Here is a 15,816-nt window from a genome sequence, read left to right as displayed (position 1 = left end):
TGGGGAGCCAACCCCGGTCTGGCTCCCAGGTCCCGGTTGCCCCTCATCCGCCCTCGCCCCAGGGGACCACGCGGCGCCCGCATGACTAGTCCGCGACCGACCCCGGACGGCCCGCGGATCCCGACCCTGCGTCCAAGACGGACCATCACGTCCATATAGGGTCAGAAGCCATGAGCGAACCGACGCGGTGGATCGACCTGGACGGAGCCGTCAACGCCCGAGACCTCGGCGGGCTCCCCACCGCCGACGGAGGCGCCACCCGGCGCGGCCGCGTCCTGCGCTCGGACAACCTCCAGGACCTCACCGTCACCGACGTCCGCGTCCTCCTCGACGAGTACCACCTCAAGAACGTCATCGACCTGCGCAGCGACGCCGAGGTCCGGCTCGAAGGCCCCGGCCCCCTCACCCGCGTCCCCTCCGTCACCCTCCACCAGCTGTCGCTGTTCCCCGAAGGCGGCCGCCGCACCGACGTCGCCGCCGACACCCCCGAGCGCGCCGACGTCGGCAAGGCCCTCCCCTGGCAGGACCGCGCCACCGAGGGCACCGCGCTGGACCGCTCCACCGGCCACTACCTCGGCTACCTCCGCGACCGCGGCGACAACATCGCCGCCGCCCTGCGCGTCATGACCCGCACCGACGGCTCCTCCCTCGTGCACTGCGCGGCCGGCAAGGACCGCACCGGCGTCGTCTGCGCCCTCGCCCTCGACCTCGCCGGCGTCACCCGCGAGGCCATCGTCGCCGACTACGCCATGACCGGCGAACGCATCCACGCCGTCCTGCGCCGCCTGCGCGGCAGCGACACCTACGCCACCGACCTGGACTCCCGCCCCGCCGACAGCCACCTCCCCCACGCCGCCATCATGGAGAAACTCCTCGCCCGCATCGACGAGGAGTTCGGCGGCACCGAGGGCTGGCTCACCGGCCACGGCTGGACCGGCGAGGACACCGACGCCCTCCGCGAGCGCCTCCTCGGCTGACCGCCCCCACCCGCCGCACGCGGGCTCCGCGGGGCCCAGGTGTACGGCGACGCCTCACGGGTAGCGCCGCAAGCACGCGAACCCACCGGAGGCAGCGTCGATGAAACTGCGCTCACCGCACCTGGCCGCCCTGCGCGCCCTCGCCGACCCCACGGTCCGTCCCCGCGACGTCCGCCGTGCTCTCGGCGTCGAGACCGCCACCCGCCGTTGGCTCATCGGCGGCGTCCTGCCGCTGTGGCTCGGCGCCGGCCTCGCCGACTGGCACCGGCACAAGAAGACCCATATCGAGACCACCGCCGGACCCCGCGAGTCCCTCATCCACTCCCTGATGATGGCCGAGGCCGGCGTCCCGCTCGCCCTCGGCCTGTTCTGCGAGGTCAACCCCGGCGTCCTGGCCACCTGCGGTACCGCCCTCACCGTCCACGGCGCCACCGCCTACTGGGATGTCAGCTACGCCGAGGAGCGCCGCCGCGTCACCCCGCTCGAACAGCACATCCACAGCCTCCTCGAGGTCGTCCCCCTCATGGCCACCGGGTTCCTCACCGTCATGTACTGGGACCAGGCCCGCGCCCTCGTCGGCCAGAACGGCCGCCCCGACTTCCGTCTGCGCCTCAAGCACCGCGACCCGATCTCCCGCCGGACGCGCATCACGCTCCTGGCGGCCATGGGCCTGTTCGGCGCCCTCCCCTACGGCGAAGAGATGCTCCGCTGCCTGCGAGCCCGCCCCACGTTCAAGGCCCAGCCGGCCGCCACACCCGCCCCCACCTCGACCCTTGCCATCCCCGCCGACGCTGACCAGGTATCTGCGGACTGATGATGTCGTGGTGGTAGTTGGTTATGTGTTGCTGTTGAAAACTGAACCGACCCCGGGCCTTTACATTGTAAGTTAAGGGTTGAATCAATCGGAGGGGTCGTCGATCAGGAGGGCGTCGTCGGGCTCCGATGCCGAGGGGCGCTCAGCCGAACAGGCCGCGGACGGCGGCGTGGGCCGCCTTGCGCATCTCCGCGTGCAGCACCGCGTTCGCGTTCCGGTCGGTGCGGGCCTCCACGATCCGCAGCCCCTCCCCCGCGATCACCTTGGGCAGGTCCGCCGCCGCCTCCAGGCGCCGGTACGGGACGCCGTGCGCCGCCGCGACCGTCTCCAGGTCCACCTGGTGCGGCGTGCCGAAGACCCGCTCGAAGGGCCCGGCCAGCGCCGCCTGCGGCAGCAGCGAGAAGATCCCGCCGCCCTCGTTGTTCACCACCACGATCGCCAGGTCCGGCCGGCGGTCGTACGGGCCGACGATCAGCCCGTTCTGGTCGTGCAGGAACGCCAGGTCGCCGAGCAGCGCGTACGAGCGGCCGCTGTGCGCCAGCGCCGCCCCCATCGCCGTCGAGACCAGCCCGTCGATCCCGCTGGCCCCCCGGCTCGCCATGATCCTGATGCCGCGGCGCGGCCGCATCACCTGGTCCAGGTCACGGATCGGCATGCTCGCCGCGGTGAACAGCAGCGACCCGCCCGGCATCGCGGCGACCAGGTCCCGCGCCAGCCGCGGCTCGCTCACCTCCGGCACGGCGTCCAGCACCGCGTCGACCGCCGCCGCGGCGGCCAGGTCCGCCGACCGCCACGACTTCAGCCACGCGTCGTCGCCCGACACCACCGGGATCTCGATCTCCGGCGCCACCTGCGTCGCCGACCGGACCGGGTCCGGCCAGTGCGCCAGGTCCGGGGCCAGCACGATGTGCTCCTCGGCGCGCCGCAGCAGCGACAGCAGCGGCCGCGACAGCCCCGGCTTGCCGAGCGTCACCACCACCTCGGGACGGTGCCGCTCCACGAACTCCGGAATCCCCAGCAGGAAATGGTGCGAGGTCAGCGCGTGGTCGCCGTAGCGGGCGTTGCCGTTCGGCTCCGACAGCACCGGCCAGCCGGCCATCGACGCCGCCGCCACGTACCGCTTGACGTTCACCGCACCGTCGCCGACCACCAGGACGCCGCGCCGCGTCGGCGGGACGTGCAGCACCGACCCCGGCGTCGCCGCCCGCACCTTCGTCCACGCCCCGGTCGCGTCGCCGTCCAGCGGCTCGCACCACGACTCGTCCCCGTCGGGGATCAGCGGCTCGCGGAACGCCGCGTTCAGATGCACCGGACCCGGCACCGGCGCCTGCGCCAGCCCCCACGCCCGGCTCACCAGTGACCGCCAGTACGCCACCATCCCCGGACGGTTCTCCGGCACGCCGACCTCGGTGCTCCACCGCGCCGCCGTCCCGTACAGCTTCACCTGGTCGATCGTCTGGTTCGCGCCGGTGTCGCGCAGCTCCGGCGGACGGTCCGCCGTGATCACGATCAGCGGCACGGCCGACTCGTGCGCCTCCACCACCGCCGGATGGAAGTTCGCCGCCGCCGTCCCCGACGTGCACACCAGCGCCACCGGACGGCCCGACCGCTTCGCCATCCCGAGACCCAGGAACGACGCCGACCGCTCGTCGATCCGCACGTGCAGCCGGACCCGGCCGGCCTCCTCGGCGGCGTGCAACGCCAGCGCCAGCGGAGCCGACCGCGACCCCGGCGCCAGCACCGCGTCCGTCATCCCGCACCGCAGCAGCTCGTCGACCAGCACCGTCGCCAGCGCCGTCGCCGGGTTCACCTGCCCACCCCGGCCATCGGCGGGCCCGGCAGGAACCCCTGCGCGCCCACGACCCGCTCCCGCCAGCCCGGCTCCAGGTCCGGCGCCGCGAACCGGGCCAGCGCCTCCTCGTCCACCACGGGCCTGCGCACCTCGATCTCACCGCCGACCTCGCGCAGCGGATCGCGCACGACGTCGCCGTCCATCAGCGACAGCGTGCCGAGCCCGCACGCGTAGGGCAGTTCGGGCAGCGCGGCGGCCAGCGCCACGCCCGCCGCGAGCCCCACCGACGTCTCCACCGCGCTCGACACCACCACCGGCAGCCCGCACGCCTCCGCGACCTCCAGCGCCGCGCGCACGCCGCCCAGCGGCTGCACCTTCAGCACCGCCACGTCCGCGGCCCCCGCCGCCCGCACCTTCAGCGGGTCCTCGGCGCGCCGGATCGACTCGTCCGCGGCGATCGGCACGTCCACCAGCCGCCGCACCCGCGCCAGCTCCTCCAGCGTCGCGCACGGCTGCTCGGCGTACTCCAGCTCCCACCGGTCCAGCGCCCGGATCATCCGCGCCGCGTGGTCGACGTCCCAGCCGCCGTTGACGTCGATGCGGACCCGCCCGTCGGGCCCGATGGCGTCGCGGACGGCCTCCACCCGCGCGAAGTCGTCGGCGTCGTCCTGGCCGCGCTCGGCGACCTTCACCTTCGCGGTCCGGCAGCCCGACGCCCTGGTCATCTCGAACGCCCGCTCCGGGCCGACCGCCGGGATCGTCACGTTCACCGGCACCCGGTCGCGGACCGGCGCCGGCCAGCCCTCGCGCGCGGCCTCCCGCGCCGCCGCCAGCCAGCGGGCGCACTCGGCCGGGCCGTAATCGGCGAACGGCGAGAACTCCCCCCAGCCGGCGGGGCCCTGGAACAGCACGCCCTCCCGCCGCGTCACACCGCGGAACCGCGTCCGCATCGGGATGGCGAAGACCCGCACCCGCTGACCCCCTGACCTGCCTAACGAATCACACTATTCCGGACCACATCGCACGCCGAACGTTTAGTAATACCACGGGTGGCCTGACCAGTCCGGGTCGCGCTTCTCCAGGAACGCGTCGCGCCCCTCGGCGGCCTCATCGGTGCCGTAGGCCAGCCGCGTCGCCTCCCCGGCGAACACCTGCTGCCCCACCAGCCCGTCGTCGATCAGGTTGAACGCGAACTTCAGCATCCGCTGCGCCGTCGGGCTCTTCCCGTTGATCTTCCGGGCCCACTCCAGCGCCGTCGCCTCCAGTTCGGCGTGCGGGACGACCGCGTTCACCATCCCCATCCGGTGCGCCGCCTCGGCGTCGTAGGTGTCGCCGAGGAAGAAGATCTCCCGGGCGAACTTCTGCCCGACCTGCCGCGCCAGGTACGCCGACCCGAACCCGCCGTCGAAGCTCGCCACGTCGGCGTCGGTCTGCTTGAACCGGGCGTGCTCGCGGCTCGCGAGCGTGAGGTCGCACACCACGTGCAGGCTGTGCCCGCCGCCCGCGGCCCACCCCGGCACCACGCAGATCACGACCTTGCCCATCATGCGGATCAGCCGCTGCACCTCCAGGATGTGCAGCCGCCCCGCCCGCGCCGGGTCGATCGACTCCGCCGTCTCGCCCTCGGCGTACTTGTAGCCGTCCTTGCCGCGGATGCGCTGGTCGCCGCCCGAGCAGAAGGCCCACCCGCCGTCCCGGGGCGACGGCCCGTTGCCCGTCAGCAGCACGCAGCCGACGTCCGACGACATCCGCGCGTGGTCCAGCGCCCGGTACAGCTCGTCGACGGTGTGCGGGCGGAACGCGTTGCGCACCTCCGGCCGGTCGAACGCGATCCGCACGGTGCCCTGGTCCACGGCCCGGTGGTAGGTGATGTCGGTGAAGCCGAACCCCTCGACCTCTTTCCAGGCGTCCGCGTCGAACAGCTCCGAGACCATGTGATCCTCTCCCGTCGGGGCCCGCGTCGATCCGGGTGGTGCCCATTCAACCGCCCCGCGGTTTGAACGCGTTCAGCGGGGTCGCCTACCCTGATGAGATCATGGATCGCCGCCTCCACGCCGTCGTGCTCCCGCCCGGCCCCCGCCTGCTGCGGGCGCTCGCCGCCGCCCTCGACGGCGGCCCCGCCGTCTGCCCCCTCTCCCCCGGCCTGCCCGCGCCCGCGCTGGAGGCGATGCTGGACGCGCTGGCGCCCGACGCCGTCGAGACCGAGGACGGCCTCACCCGCCACCACGCCGTCGGCGAGCGCACCCCGCTCACCGGCGGCACCGCCGTGCTGATCGCCACCTCCGGCTCCACCGGCGCCCCCAAGTTCGTCGAGCTGTCGGCCGCCGCGCTGCGCCACTCCGCCGCCGGCACCCTCGCCCGCATCGACGCCGCGCCCGGCGACCGGTGGCTGTGCTGCGTGCCCACCAGCCACATCTCCGGCGTCCAGGTCCTCGTCCGCTCCCTGCTCGCCGGCACCGACCCGATCATCACGCCCCGCTTCGACACCGGCGCCGTCGCCGCCGCCGGGCGGGTGCACATCTCCCTGGTCCCCACCCAGCTGCGCCGCCTGCTGGACGCCGGCGCCGACCTGTCCCGGCTCGGCGCGATCGTCCTCGGCGGCGCCGCCGCCGCGCCCGGCCTGCTCGCCGAGGCCCGCGACCGCGGCGGCCGGGTCTTCACCACCTACGGCATGAGCGAGACCTGCGGCGGCTGCGTCTACGACGGCATCCCCCTGGACGGCATGCGTGCCGAACTCGGCGCCGACGGACGGATCCGCCTCGCCGGCCCGTCGCTGTTCACCGGCTACCGGCTGCGGCCCGAGCAGACCGCAGCCGTACGGGACGGCGAATGGTTCGTCACCCAGGACCTCGGCGCCCTGGAGGACGGCCGGCTCCGCGTCCGCGGCCGGATCGACGACGTCATCAACACCGGCGGCGAGAAGATCGTCGCCGGCGAGGTCGCCACCGCGCTGTCGCGGCACCCCAAGGTCCGCGACGTGGTCGTGGTGGGCCGCCCCGACCCCGAGTGGGGCGAGCGGGTCACCGCCGTCGTGGTGCCCGCCGCCGAGCCCCCCGCCCTGCCCGAGCTGCGCGCCTTCGTCCGTAAGACGATGCCCGCGGCCGCGGCGCCGCGCGAGCTGGAACTGGTCCCGGCGATCCCGCTGCTGGCCTCCGGCAAGCCCGACCGCGCCCGCCTGCGCCAGGGCTGACCCCGCGCGCGGCGGGACGATCACCGCGCATGGCACCGTGATGATCGGGGGAGGACGACCGGCATGGGCGAGGAGCGCGAGGAGCCGGAGAACGAGAGCGGCCTGACCGTCCTGCTGGCGTTCCTGGCCAACCTGGGCATCGCCGTCGCGAAGATCGTCGCGGCGCTGGTCACCGGGTCGGCCTCGATGGCCGCCGAGGCCGCGCACTCGATCGCCGACACCTTCAACGAAATCCTGCTGATGGTCGGGCTGCGCCGCAGCGGCCGCCCCGCCGACCGCCGGCACCCGTTCGGCTACGGCAAGGAGCGCTACATCTGGACGCTGCTCGTCGCCGTCGCGATCTTCGGCATGGGCGCGCTGTTCTCCTACTACCAGGGCATCCAGACCCTCACCGGCCCGAGGTCCAAGGAGGAGACCGACCCGCTGATCGGGTACATCGTCCTGGCGGTGGCGTTCGTCCTGGAGGGGATCTCCTGGCAGCAGGCCCTCCGGCAGACCCGCGCGGCGGCCCGCGAGGAGCGGCTGCCGCTGCTCGGCTACATCCGCCGCACCGACGAACCCACCGCGATCAGCGTCCTGCTGGAGGACTCGGCCGCGCTGGTCGGCCTGCTGCTGGCCTTCGGCGGGCTCGGCCTGCACCAGCTCACCGGCTCGCCGGTCTGGGACGGCGTCGGGTCGTTCCTCATCGGCGTCCTGCTCACCGCCGTCGCGCTGATTCTCGGCCGCATCAACCTCAACCTGCTGATCGGCAACCAGGCCGACCCGCGGATGGTCGACGACGTCCGCGCCCGGCTGTACGCCGCGCCCGAGGTGGAATGGGTCGTCGACATCATCACCATGACGGTCGGCGCCGACCGCGTCCTGGTCTGTGCGCGGCTGGACTTCCGCGACGCGCTCACCGCCGGCGACGTCGAGCGCGCCTGCGTCCGGATGTCGCGGGAACTGCGGGACGCGCATGAGGAGATCGACGAGGTCTTCCTCGAACCGGTCCCCCGCGACGACCCTGAACTGCGGGAACGCGTCATCGCACGGTATGGGGGGACGTTGCGGCCGAAAGAGCCGGGAGCATAGTGGCATTCGTCACATTGTCACAGCCCACGCCCTTTACGCAGTAAGGTCAGGCTGGAGCGTCTCGCACGGTGTGAAACGCCGCCGACCGGGCACCACGACCCCCTGGATCGTTCCCCTCACGATCCCCCGCCGGGAGCGCCGATCCGCGGCGCCGGGAACAACGGCCCGCCCGTGCGACGTTCCCGTATATGCGTGCGCCTGCAGCGAACGACCATCCGCGCCGCATCCACACACCGAAGGGAGAGGGGTGCCCCCATGCCGCGAAGCGCTATCGAGACCCCGCTCACGGAGTCGGCGAGCCCCGCGCTCGACGACCTCCTGAAGCGCGGCCGCGCCCAAGGGCGCCTCTCGCTCGACGAGGTGAGGCGAGCCTTCGAGAGCGCCGGCCTCAGCCCGGCGCAGGGCCGCTCCATCCTGCGCGAGCTGTCGGAGGCCGGCATCAGCCTGGCCGGCGAGCCCGACACCGCCCGCCGGATGGCCGCGGCCGCCGACCACGACGGCGGCGAGGCCGCCCGGGCCACCCCCGGCGCGGCCAAGAAGCGCGCCGCCGCCGGGACCGGCGCCAAGACCGGCGGCCGGACCCGCAAGGGCGCCGCCAAGGACGGCGGCCGGTCCGGCGCGGGCGACGCCGACGTCCCCGAGGAGGGGTTCGACGTCACCGAGGTCGAGGCCGCCGACTCCCCCGCCGACCTGGACGACCAGTCGACCACCATGGGCGACTCGGTGCACACCTACCTCAAGGCGATCGGCCGCCGCCAGCTGCTCACCGCCGAGCAGGAGGTCGACCTGGCCAAGCGCATCGAGGCCGGGCTGTACGCCGAGCACAAGCTGGAGACCGAGCAGCTGACCCCGCGGGTGCGCGCCGACCTGGAGTGGGTCGCCGCCGACGGGCGCCGCGCCAAGGCCCACATGCTGGAGGCCAACCTGCGCCTCGTGGTGTCGGTCGCCAAGAAGTACTCCGACCGCGGGCTGTCGCTGCTGGACGTCGTCCAGGAGGGCAACCTCGGCCTGATCCGCGCCGTGGAGAAGTTCGACTACTCCAAGGGCTACAAGTTCTCCACCTACGCGATGTGGTGGATCCGGCAGGCGATCCAGCGCGGCTTCGCCGACTCGGCCCGCACCATCCGGCTGCCCGTGCACGTGCTGGAGATGCTGAGCAAGCTCAGCCGCGTCGAGCGCGACATGCACCAGCGGCTCGGCCGCGAGCCCACCCCCGAGGAGCTGGCGGTCGAGCTGGACAAGAGCCCCGAGCAGGTCCGCGAGCTGCTGCGCACCAGCCGCCAGCCGATCAGCCTGGACTCCACCATCGGCGAGGACGGCGAGACCCGCATCGGCGACCTCATCGAGGACACCGACAGCCCCGAGGCGTCCGAGCTGGTCGACCGCCAGCTGATGGCCGACCAGCTGCGCCGCACCCTCGACATCCTGTCGCCCCGCGAAGCCAAGATCATGGCGATGCGGTTCGGGCTGTACGACGGGACGCCGCGCACGCTCGACGAGATCGGCAAGGCCCTCGGCCTGACCCGCGAGCGGATCCGCCAGCTGGAGAAGGAGTCGCTGTCCAAGCTGCGGCACCCCAGCAACGCCCGCCCGCTGCTGGACTTCGCCGTCTGACACGCAGGCCGCATAGCCCGCACGCCACGTCGCCGACACGACGCCCGCCGGATCACCGCTGATCCGGCGGGCGCCGTCGTCTCCCGGGTGCCGCGCGGTCAGCGGCCCCGCACCGCGAAGGCCAGGAACTGGGTGACCTCCTGGGCGTCGAAGTTGTCGTCGGAGCAGATCACCAGCGTCCGCTCCCCCGACCTCAGCTCCGGGCCCCAGCCCATGCCCTCCAGGTTCTGCGCCGGGGAGGCGTACCGGCCGAGGTCGGCGACGAGCCGCTTGCGGACGGTCCGGTACGCGCGGCCCTTCGCCAGGCCGCGGCGCGCCAGCACGTCCGTCGCGCCGCGGGTGTCGAACTCGTACAGCTTGATCTTGTAACCGACGCCCTGCAGCCACGACCGCTCCAGCGCCAGGTAGCGGTGGTCGTCGACCGCCAGGATCTCCGACACGCCGCTGTCGGCGACGCCGCCCGCCGGGACGGGCGCGGCCGGCAGCCGGTCCACCGGGTAGGCGTACTGCGCCCGCACCTTCCCGCCGCGGCTCCACATCGTCAGCCTGGTCACGGCGCCGTGCTCCACCGTCGGCAGCGCGCCGTCCTCGTAGCGCGGCCCCTCGACCATCCCGGCGATCGTGTGCGGCGCGATCGCGAGCGCCTCCATGCCGAAGTTGCGGCGCGGCCCGCGGTGGCCGGTGGTGAGGCGGAGGTCCTTCGGCAGCGGCAGCAGGCCCCGGTACCGGCCGTCCCGCCCCGCCCACTGGACGGTCAGCGGCGCGAGCGGCACCTGGTGGGTCTCGTCGGGCCGGTCGCCCTCGTTGCCCCACAGCACCCGGTGGCGGCTCGGGTCGAAGCGGATCGACTCCGGGTCGACCGAGCGGGGCTTGCCGAACCCCGGGTACGGCTTGCCGTCCGGGCCGGTCAGCGTGTGCGCGCCGGTGATCCGCACGCCGGCGAACCGGCCCGTGCGCCGGTCGATGTCCACGCGGCCGGTGTAGAAGCGGGCCGGGTCGTACCGCCACCGGTCGTCGGAGACCATGTACCAGTCGCCGGTGCGCGGGTCGCGGTCGATGCCCGACAGGCCGCCGACCGTCGTGCCCTGGAACTTCATCAGGTGCGGCAGCCGCCGCTCCCCCAGGAACCGCGTGATCCGCAGTCCCGCCGGCGCGCCCGCCGCGCGGTCCGGCGTCCGGTCCGCCGCCCGCGCCGGCGCCGACCCGACCGCCGGAACCGTGACCGCCGCGAGGACGGCGGCGACCGCCGCCGTCCCACGCATCATCGTCCGATGCCCGTTCACCTGTTCACCGTCACCCTTCGCGTCCGACCGAACTCTCTTCGTGGCCGCGCTCAGTATGGTGCACCACGCACCGTGACGACGGTATTTCGGTGAGTGTTCTGAAGGCTCCGCTCAGTCCGTGTGCCGGAACTCGAGGATCGCGACGCCCATCAGGCCGACGCCCATCCCCACCACGATGACGATCTCCAGCCAGACCGGGACGACCCACCCGTTCCAGGTGACCCCCGGGTCGAAGGTGCGCCGCAGCGCCGGCGTCAGGTCCAGATGCGAGAAGACCGCCTGGCGCAGCGGGTCGACGGCGTAGGTGAGCGGGTTGAACCGGGTCAGCACGGTCAGCCACGTCGGCAGGCCGTTCAGCGGGTACAGCGCTCCGGACAGGAACATCATCGGCATCATCGCCATCTGCATGAGGCCGAAGAACGACTGCATCTGCTTGATCCGCGCGGCCATCATCACGCCGAACCCCGTGAGCGCGAACGCGCCCAGGAACATCAGCCCCAGCAGCTCCAGGATCAGGACGGGGTCATAGGGCACCCCGGCGAGCCCGGCCAGCGCGACGATCACCGCGCCCTGCAGGGTCGCCACCAGCGCCCCGCCGATGCACTTGCCGATCACGATCGAGCTGCGGCTGACGGGGGCGACGAGCATCTCGCGCAGGAAGCCGAACTCGCGGTCCCACACGATCGACCCGGCGGAGAACATCGCGGTGAACATCACCGACATCGCGCACACGCCGGGGAAGATGAACGTCTTGAGGTCGATGTCGCCGTGCGCGCCGCCGCTGGCCATCAGGTTGGACAGGCCGGTGCCCATGACCAGCAGCCACAGCACCGGCTGGACGAGCCCCGACACCATCCGCAGCTTGTCGCGCCAGAACCGGATCAGCTCCCGGTGCAGGACGATCTTCACCGCGCGCACGTCCTGCCGCAGCCCCGGCTCGGGCACCCGGACCCGCACCACGTCGGCGACGGGCGCCGCCCCGGGCGCGCCCTCCCGCGTCGAACTCGTCATCTCATCTCCTCGCCATGCGCATCGCCATGCGCATCCTGTCGCCGGTACCGGCCTCGGCATCGCGGATCGTCGAGCCGGTGAAGGACATGAAGACGTCGTCCAGGGACGGCCGGGACACGCTCACCGACCGGATCGGCACGCCGAGCTCGGCGAACAGCCGCGGCACGAACGCCTCGCCGGAGGCCACCGAGAAGGCGACGGCGCCCTCCGACATGCCGGCCTCCAGGTCGAACCGCTCCCGCAGCGCGGCGATCGCGGCCTCGTCGTCGGCGGTCTGGATGCGGACCCGGTCCTTGCCGACGCCCGCCTTGAGCGCCTCCGGGGTGTCCAGCGCGACGATCCGCCCCGAATCCATGATCGCGATCCGGTCGCAGAACTCGGCCTCGTCCATGTAGTGGGTCGTCATGAAGATCGTGATCTCTTCGGCGTCCTTCAGCTGGCGGATGTAGTCCCAGATGGACGCGCGGGTCTGCGGGTCGAGGCCGACCGTCGGCTCGTCCAGGAACAGCACGCGGGGCGAGTGCAGCAGGCCGCGCGCGATCTCCAGCCGGCGCTTCATGCCGCCGGAGTAGGTCTGCACCAGGTCCGCGCGCCGGTCCCAGAGCCCGACCATCTCCAGCACCTGCCGGATGCGGTCGCCGGCCACGGCCCGCGGCACCCCGTACAGCTCGGCGTGGAAGCGCAGGTTCTGCTCGCCCGTCAGGTAGCCGTCCAGCGTGGGGTCCTGGAACACCAGGCCGATGTTGCGGCGGACCGTGTCGCGCTGGGTCACCACGTCGAACCCGGCGACCAGCGCGCGCCCGGCGGTGGGCTTCAGCAGCGTGCAGAGCATGTTGATCGTGGTGGACTTGCCGGCGCCGTTCGGGCCGAGGAACCCGAAGATCTCCCCCGGGGCCACGGTGAAGCCGATCCCCCGCACCGCCTCCACGTCGCCGAACTTCCTGATCAGGCCGTCGACCTCGACGGCGGGTCCCCCGTCCGGCATGGGCCCTCCCTCAGCTGGAGACATGCGCCCATATTTTGGGCTTTCCAACGGTAGGAGTAACCTATCTCTCACGTCAAGAGAGATTAGGTCTCTCACATGACCTGGAGGAGCGGGACGTGACGGAGCAGGCCGACCCCATGTACGACTCGCCCACCTACCTGATGTACGAGACCGTGCGGCTCGTCCGCCGCACCGGCGCGCGGATGTTCCCCGGCCAGCCGCGCATGCCGCAACTGCTGGTGCTGTGGTGCGTCGCGCGGACGGGTCCGCTGTCGCAGCGGGAGGTCGCCGAGCGGCTGCGCATGGACGCCGGCGATCTCGTCGGCATTGTGGACGCGCTGGAGGAGGCCGGGCACGTCCGGCGCCGCCGCGACCCCGCGGACCGGCGGCGGTACGCGCTGGAGGCCACCGACGACGGCCGCGCGTACCTCGAGGAGTGCCTGGACGCCCGCGTCCGCCTCAACGAGCTCCTGTTCGAGCCCCTGTCACCCGACGAGCGGCGGCTGTTCAGGGCGATGCTGCTGCGCGTCCTCGCCCACCACGACGACCGGTTCACCGCCCCCGCACGGGACGACGCCCCTCCGCGGCCCGATGCGCCCGCGCGGGGAGCGGCGTCGCGCGAACGGGTCGTCACCCCGCAGGTCGAGGCCGAGGCCCTGCGGCTCCAGGCGCCTCAGCGCGCGGAGGCGGGCTCCCCCATGCGCGACCGCGCCTCGTCGTAACGCCGCAGGACCAGCCGGGCCGCCGCGTCGTGCGCCCCGATCGGCTCGGTCACCGCGTCCGCGCCGCACTCGTGCATCCGGTCCAGGAACCGGCCGGGCGCCAGCAGGTACGACGCCACGACCACGCGGGCGGCGCCGCGGCGCCGCCGCCGCGCGACGACCTCCTCCAGCGCGGGCCCGCCGGCGGCCACGAACCCGTGCGGGACGGGCCGCCCCAGCCGCCGCGCCAGCAGCCGCGCCGCCGCCCGCACGTCCGCGGCCCCCGACGGGTCGGCGGAGCCCGCCGCGCCGAGGACGACGGTGTCCTGCGGGCACGGCGGGCCCCCGTCGCCGCGCCGGACGGACGGCATCGCGCCGAGTCGTCCGGCCAGCGCGTCGGCGAGCAGCGCGTCCGGGCCCAGGGGACGCGCCGTCACCGCACCGGGCAGGAGCCGCCCGGCGCGTTCGGGAATGTCGATCAGTGCGTGGTAGCCGCGCCCCAGCAGCAGCGGCACGACGACCACCGGGCCGCCGGCGCCGGCCTCGCCGAGGGCGGCGGCGGCCTCCTCCAGCGACGGCGACACGAGCTCGCCGTACGCCTCCGCCACACGAAGCCACGGGCGCCGCTCCCGGACCCGGTCCAGCAGCTCCCGCACGACGGCGGGACCCGCCGGATCGCGGGTGCCGTGCGCGACGGCCAGCAGCGCGGGGTGCCCGTCAGCCACCGGCGCCCGCCGCGAGCCGGTCGACCAGCCGGGGGTCGCACGCCAGCCGGTAGCCGCGCTTGACGACCGTCTCGACGATCCCGGGGCGGCCGAGACCGCGCCGCAGCCGCGCCACCGCCATCTCCACCGCGTGCTCGTCGGCCTGCGGCCGCGCCTCCCGCGACCACGGCGAGCCGCTCACGACCAGCCGGCTCGGCAGCACCCCGCACAGCTCCGCACGCGACACCACGTGCCCCGGCTTGCGTGCCAGCGCCCGCAGTATCGCCATCGGCGCGGGCGCGATCGGCCGCAACTGCCCGTCCAGCACCACGGCGTGCCCGCGCAGCTCCAGCGCCGACCCGCGCACCGACAGCAGCCGGGCGCGCCGCCGCGGCAGCTCCGACGCCAGCGCCCGGACCAGCGCGCCGAGCCTGGCCCGTTCCGGCTGGACGGTCGGCACGCCCCGCTCGACCAGCGGCCGGGCGGTGACCGGCCCGACGCACGCCGCGACCACCTGGGTGCGCAGCGCCTCCAGCAGCGGCTCCTCCAGATCGTCCTCGGCCGCCACCGCGAGGGTCGCGGTGACCGCGGGCGCGCTGGTGAAGGTGATCGCGTCGACGGTGCCGGCGACGGCCTGCCCGACGAGCCGCCGCAGCGGCGTCCCGTCCTCGGCGCGCGCCCACCGGTACACGGGGATCTCGATCACCTCGGCGCCGGCCGCGCGCAGCGCGGCGGTCAGCTCCGGCTGCCGCTCCCCGTAGAGCTGGACCGCCACCCGGGCGCCCGCCAGGTCCTTCTCCAGCAGGTGCGCGATCACCTCGGCGCAGCCCTCCGAGTCCGGGGACCAGCGCTCCTGCAGCCCGGCCGAGCGGATCGCGCCGCGCGCCTTCGGGCCGCGCGCGACGATGTCGGCGCCGACGAGCGCCCCGATGAGGGCGTCGCGCAGGCCCCAGCCGTCGGCCGTCTCCAGCCACGCCCGGAAGCCGATCCCGGTCGTGACGACGGCGTGGTCGAGCGGCCGCTCCAGGCACGCCCGCGTCGCCTCCAGCAGCTCGGCGTCGTCGGACAGCGGGACGAGGCGGATCGCGGGCGCCGGCACCACCCGCGCGCCGCGCCGCTCCAGCAGCGTCGCGAGCTCCTCGTGGCGGCGGGCCGCGGTCACCCCGACGGCGAACCCGGCCAGCGGCTCACTGTCGGTGCTCATCGGTGAGCGCCACCTCCACGCGGTCGCCGCCGGCCGCGCGGCGGACCGGGAAGGTCGGCACCGCCACCCGCGGATCGTCCAGGCAGACCCCGGTGCGCAGGTCGAACACCTGCTTGTACATGGGCGAGGCGACCGTCGGGGTGCCGTCGCGGGTGCCGAGGATGCCCCGCGACAGCACGTAGGCGCCGCTGAACGGGTCCAGGTTCGCCAGCGCGTACAGGGTCCCGTCGAAGGCGCGGAAGACCGCGACCTGCGTGCCGTCCAGCATCGCGCAGGCGCCGCGCTCGGGGATCAGGTCGGTGTAGGAGCAGATGTCGAACCAGCGGGCCGCGGCTTCGGCGGGACGCCTCGTGATCGTCGTTTCGGACGTGATGCTCATCGGACGGCAACCTCCGGGCGAGTCGCGTGCGGGGACCTTCCGGCCGGGAGCAGGGCGGTCAACGCCCTCGACCCGGCGCCTTGACGTTGTA

Annotated in this window: 15 protein-coding genes; 6 read left to right on the top strand and 9 right to left on the bottom strand. The window is 73.9% G+C overall.

Features of this window, described 5'->3' with window-relative positions; genetic code table 11:
* Positions 1–170: 170 nt before the first annotated feature.
* Both ACA514_RS44850 and ACA514_RS44845 read left to right on the top strand, forming a co-directional pair.
* Entirely contained in the window at positions 171–977 is an 807-nt protein-coding gene (locus ACA514_RS44850; RefSeq protein WP_375047597.1) for a tyrosine-protein phosphatase, read from the top strand.
* Between the two features lie 100 nt (positions 978–1,077).
* On the top strand, positions 1,078–1,791 hold the full coding sequence (locus tag ACA514_RS44845; protein WP_375047596.1) for a diguanylate cyclase: 714 nt from the start codon (positions 1,078–1,080) through the stop codon (positions 1,789–1,791).
* A 142-nt stretch (positions 1,792–1,933) separates the two neighbouring features.
* On the opposite strand, the gene menD is transcribed toward ACA514_RS44845, so the two are convergent.
* From menD to ACA514_RS44830, 3 genes are all read right to left on the bottom strand, one after another.
* Positions 1,934–3,601, bottom strand: coding sequence for a 2-succinyl-5-enolpyruvyl-6-hydroxy-3-cyclohexene-1-carboxylic-acid synthase (gene menD / locus ACA514_RS44840; RefSeq protein WP_375047595.1), 1,668 nt, complete (start codon positions 3,599–3,601; stop codon positions 1,934–1,936).
* Positions 3,598–4,554: an o-succinylbenzoate synthase gene (locus ACA514_RS44835; protein WP_375047594.1), complete on the bottom strand. Its 957-nt coding sequence runs from the start codon at positions 4,552–4,554 to the stop codon at positions 3,598–3,600. The genes menD and ACA514_RS44835 overlap by 4 nt, the downstream gene beginning before the upstream one ends.
* A 63-nt stretch (positions 4,555–4,617) precedes the next feature.
* Positions 4,618–5,517, bottom strand: a complete 900-nt coding sequence (locus tag ACA514_RS44830) for a 1,4-dihydroxy-2-naphthoyl-CoA synthase (protein ID WP_375047593.1) — start codon at positions 5,515–5,517, stop codon at positions 4,618–4,620.
* A gap of 101 nt (positions 5,518–5,618) precedes the next feature.
* On the opposite strand from ACA514_RS44830, the gene ACA514_RS44825 reads away from it, so the two are divergent.
* From ACA514_RS44825 to ACA514_RS44815, 3 genes are all read left to right on the top strand, one after another.
* A complete protein-coding gene (locus tag ACA514_RS44825; protein WP_375047592.1) occupies positions 5,619–6,773 on the top strand; it encodes an AMP-binding protein in 1,155 nt (384 codons plus the stop codon).
* A 63-nt stretch (positions 6,774–6,836) separates the two neighbouring features.
* Positions 6,837–7,844 carry a cation diffusion facilitator family transporter gene (locus ACA514_RS44820; RefSeq protein WP_375047591.1) on the top strand — a complete coding sequence of 336 codons (1,008 nt, stop codon included), beginning with the start codon at positions 6,837–6,839 and terminating at the stop codon, positions 7,842–7,844.
* Between the two features lie 255 nt (positions 7,845–8,099).
* Entirely contained in the window at positions 8,100–9,458 is a 1,359-nt protein-coding gene (locus ACA514_RS44815; protein WP_375047590.1) for an RNA polymerase sigma factor, read from the top strand.
* A gap of 98 nt (positions 9,459–9,556) precedes the next feature.
* Here the strand turns inward: ACA514_RS44815 and ACA514_RS44810 are convergent, their stop codons facing one another.
* The 3 genes from ACA514_RS44810 to ACA514_RS44800 form a co-directional block, all read right to left on the bottom strand.
* The gene (locus ACA514_RS44810; RefSeq protein WP_375047589.1) at positions 9,557–10,741 is read right to left on the bottom strand and encodes an esterase-like activity of phytase family protein; all 1,185 of its coding nucleotides are present in this window, start codon (positions 10,739–10,741) and stop codon (positions 9,557–9,559) included.
* 111 nt (positions 10,742–10,852) lie between these two features.
* Positions 10,853–11,752, bottom strand: a complete 900-nt coding sequence (locus tag ACA514_RS44805; RefSeq protein ID WP_375047588.1) for an ABC transporter permease — start codon at positions 11,750–11,752, stop codon at positions 10,853–10,855.
* A 1-nt stretch (position 11,753) separates the two neighbouring features.
* Positions 11,754–12,737 carry an ATP-binding cassette domain-containing protein gene (locus tag ACA514_RS44800; protein ID WP_375047587.1) on the bottom strand — a complete coding sequence of 328 codons (984 nt, stop codon included), beginning with the start codon at positions 12,735–12,737 and terminating at the stop codon, positions 11,754–11,756.
* Positions 12,738–12,853: 116 nt separating this feature from the next.
* On the opposite strand from ACA514_RS44800, the gene ACA514_RS44795 reads away from it, so the two are divergent.
* Positions 12,854–13,459, top strand: coding sequence for a MarR family winged helix-turn-helix transcriptional regulator (locus ACA514_RS44795; protein WP_375047586.1), 606 nt, complete (start codon positions 12,854–12,856; stop codon positions 13,457–13,459).
* On the opposite strand, the gene ACA514_RS44790 is transcribed toward ACA514_RS44795, so the two are convergent.
* The 3 genes from ACA514_RS44790 to nirD are packed head-to-tail and all read right to left on the bottom strand — an operon-like array spanning position 13,411 to position 15,725.
* On the bottom strand, positions 13,411–14,163 hold the full coding sequence (locus ACA514_RS44790; RefSeq protein WP_375047585.1) for a sirohydrochlorin chelatase: 753 nt from the start codon (positions 14,161–14,163) through the stop codon (positions 13,411–13,413). The genes ACA514_RS44795 and ACA514_RS44790 overlap by 49 nt on opposite strands.
* A complete protein-coding gene (locus ACA514_RS44785) occupies positions 14,156–15,346 on the bottom strand; it encodes a uroporphyrinogen-III synthase (protein WP_375047584.1) in 1,191 nt (396 codons plus the stop codon). Before ACA514_RS44785 ends, ACA514_RS44790 begins: the two co-directional genes overlap by 8 nt.
* The gene (gene nirD, locus ACA514_RS44780) at positions 15,330–15,725 is read right to left on the bottom strand and encodes a nitrite reductase small subunit NirD (RefSeq protein WP_375047583.1); all 396 of its coding nucleotides are present in this window, start codon (positions 15,723–15,725) and stop codon (positions 15,330–15,332) included. The genes ACA514_RS44785 and nirD overlap by 17 nt, the downstream gene beginning before the upstream one ends.
* Between the last annotated feature and the right edge of the window lie 91 nt (positions 15,726–15,816).

Origin of the sequence: Actinomadura sp. NTSP31 (genome assembly GCF_041951385.1) — a bacterium.
Lineage (GTDB): Bacteria > Actinomycetota > Actinomycetes > Streptosporangiales > Streptosporangiaceae > Spirillospora > Spirillospora napierensis.
The sequence above is the reverse complement of the archived record's forward strand: the minus strand, read 5'-3'. Positions and strand labels throughout refer to the sequence as shown.

Excerpts from the sequence above, each read along its gene's own strand:
- ACA514_RS44850 (WP_375047597.1), top strand. The coding sequence starts at position 171 with ATGAGCGAACCGACGCGGTGGATCGACCTGGACGGAGCCGTCAACGCC.
- ACA514_RS44845 (WP_375047596.1), top strand. The coding sequence starts at position 1,078 with ATGAAACTGCGCTCACCGCACCTGGCCGCCCTGCGCGCCCTCGCCGAC.
- ACA514_RS44830 (WP_375047593.1), bottom strand. The coding sequence starts at position 5,517 with ATGGTCTCGGAGCTGTTCGACGCGGACGCCTGGAAAGAGGTCGAGGGG.
- ACA514_RS44825 (WP_375047592.1), top strand. The coding sequence starts at position 5,619 with ATGGATCGCCGCCTCCACGCCGTCGTGCTCCCGCCCGGCCCCCGCCTG.
- ACA514_RS44820 (WP_375047591.1), top strand. The coding sequence starts at position 6,837 with ATGGGCGAGGAGCGCGAGGAGCCGGAGAACGAGAGCGGCCTGACCGTC.
- ACA514_RS44815 (WP_375047590.1), top strand. The coding sequence starts at position 8,100 with ATGCCGCGAAGCGCTATCGAGACCCCGCTCACGGAGTCGGCGAGCCCC.
- ACA514_RS44805 (WP_375047588.1), bottom strand. The coding sequence starts at position 11,752 with ATGACGAGTTCGACGCGGGAGGGCGCGCCCGGGGCGGCGCCCGTCGCC.
- ACA514_RS44800 (WP_375047587.1), bottom strand. The coding sequence starts at position 12,737 with ATGCCGGACGGGGGACCCGCCGTCGAGGTCGACGGCCTGATCAGGAAG.
- ACA514_RS44785 (WP_375047584.1), bottom strand. The coding sequence starts at position 15,346 with ATGAGCACCGACAGTGAGCCGCTGGCCGGGTTCGCCGTCGGGGTGACC.
- nirD (WP_375047583.1), bottom strand. The coding sequence starts at position 15,725 with ATGAGCATCACGTCCGAAACGACGATCACGAGGCGTCCCGCCGAAGCC.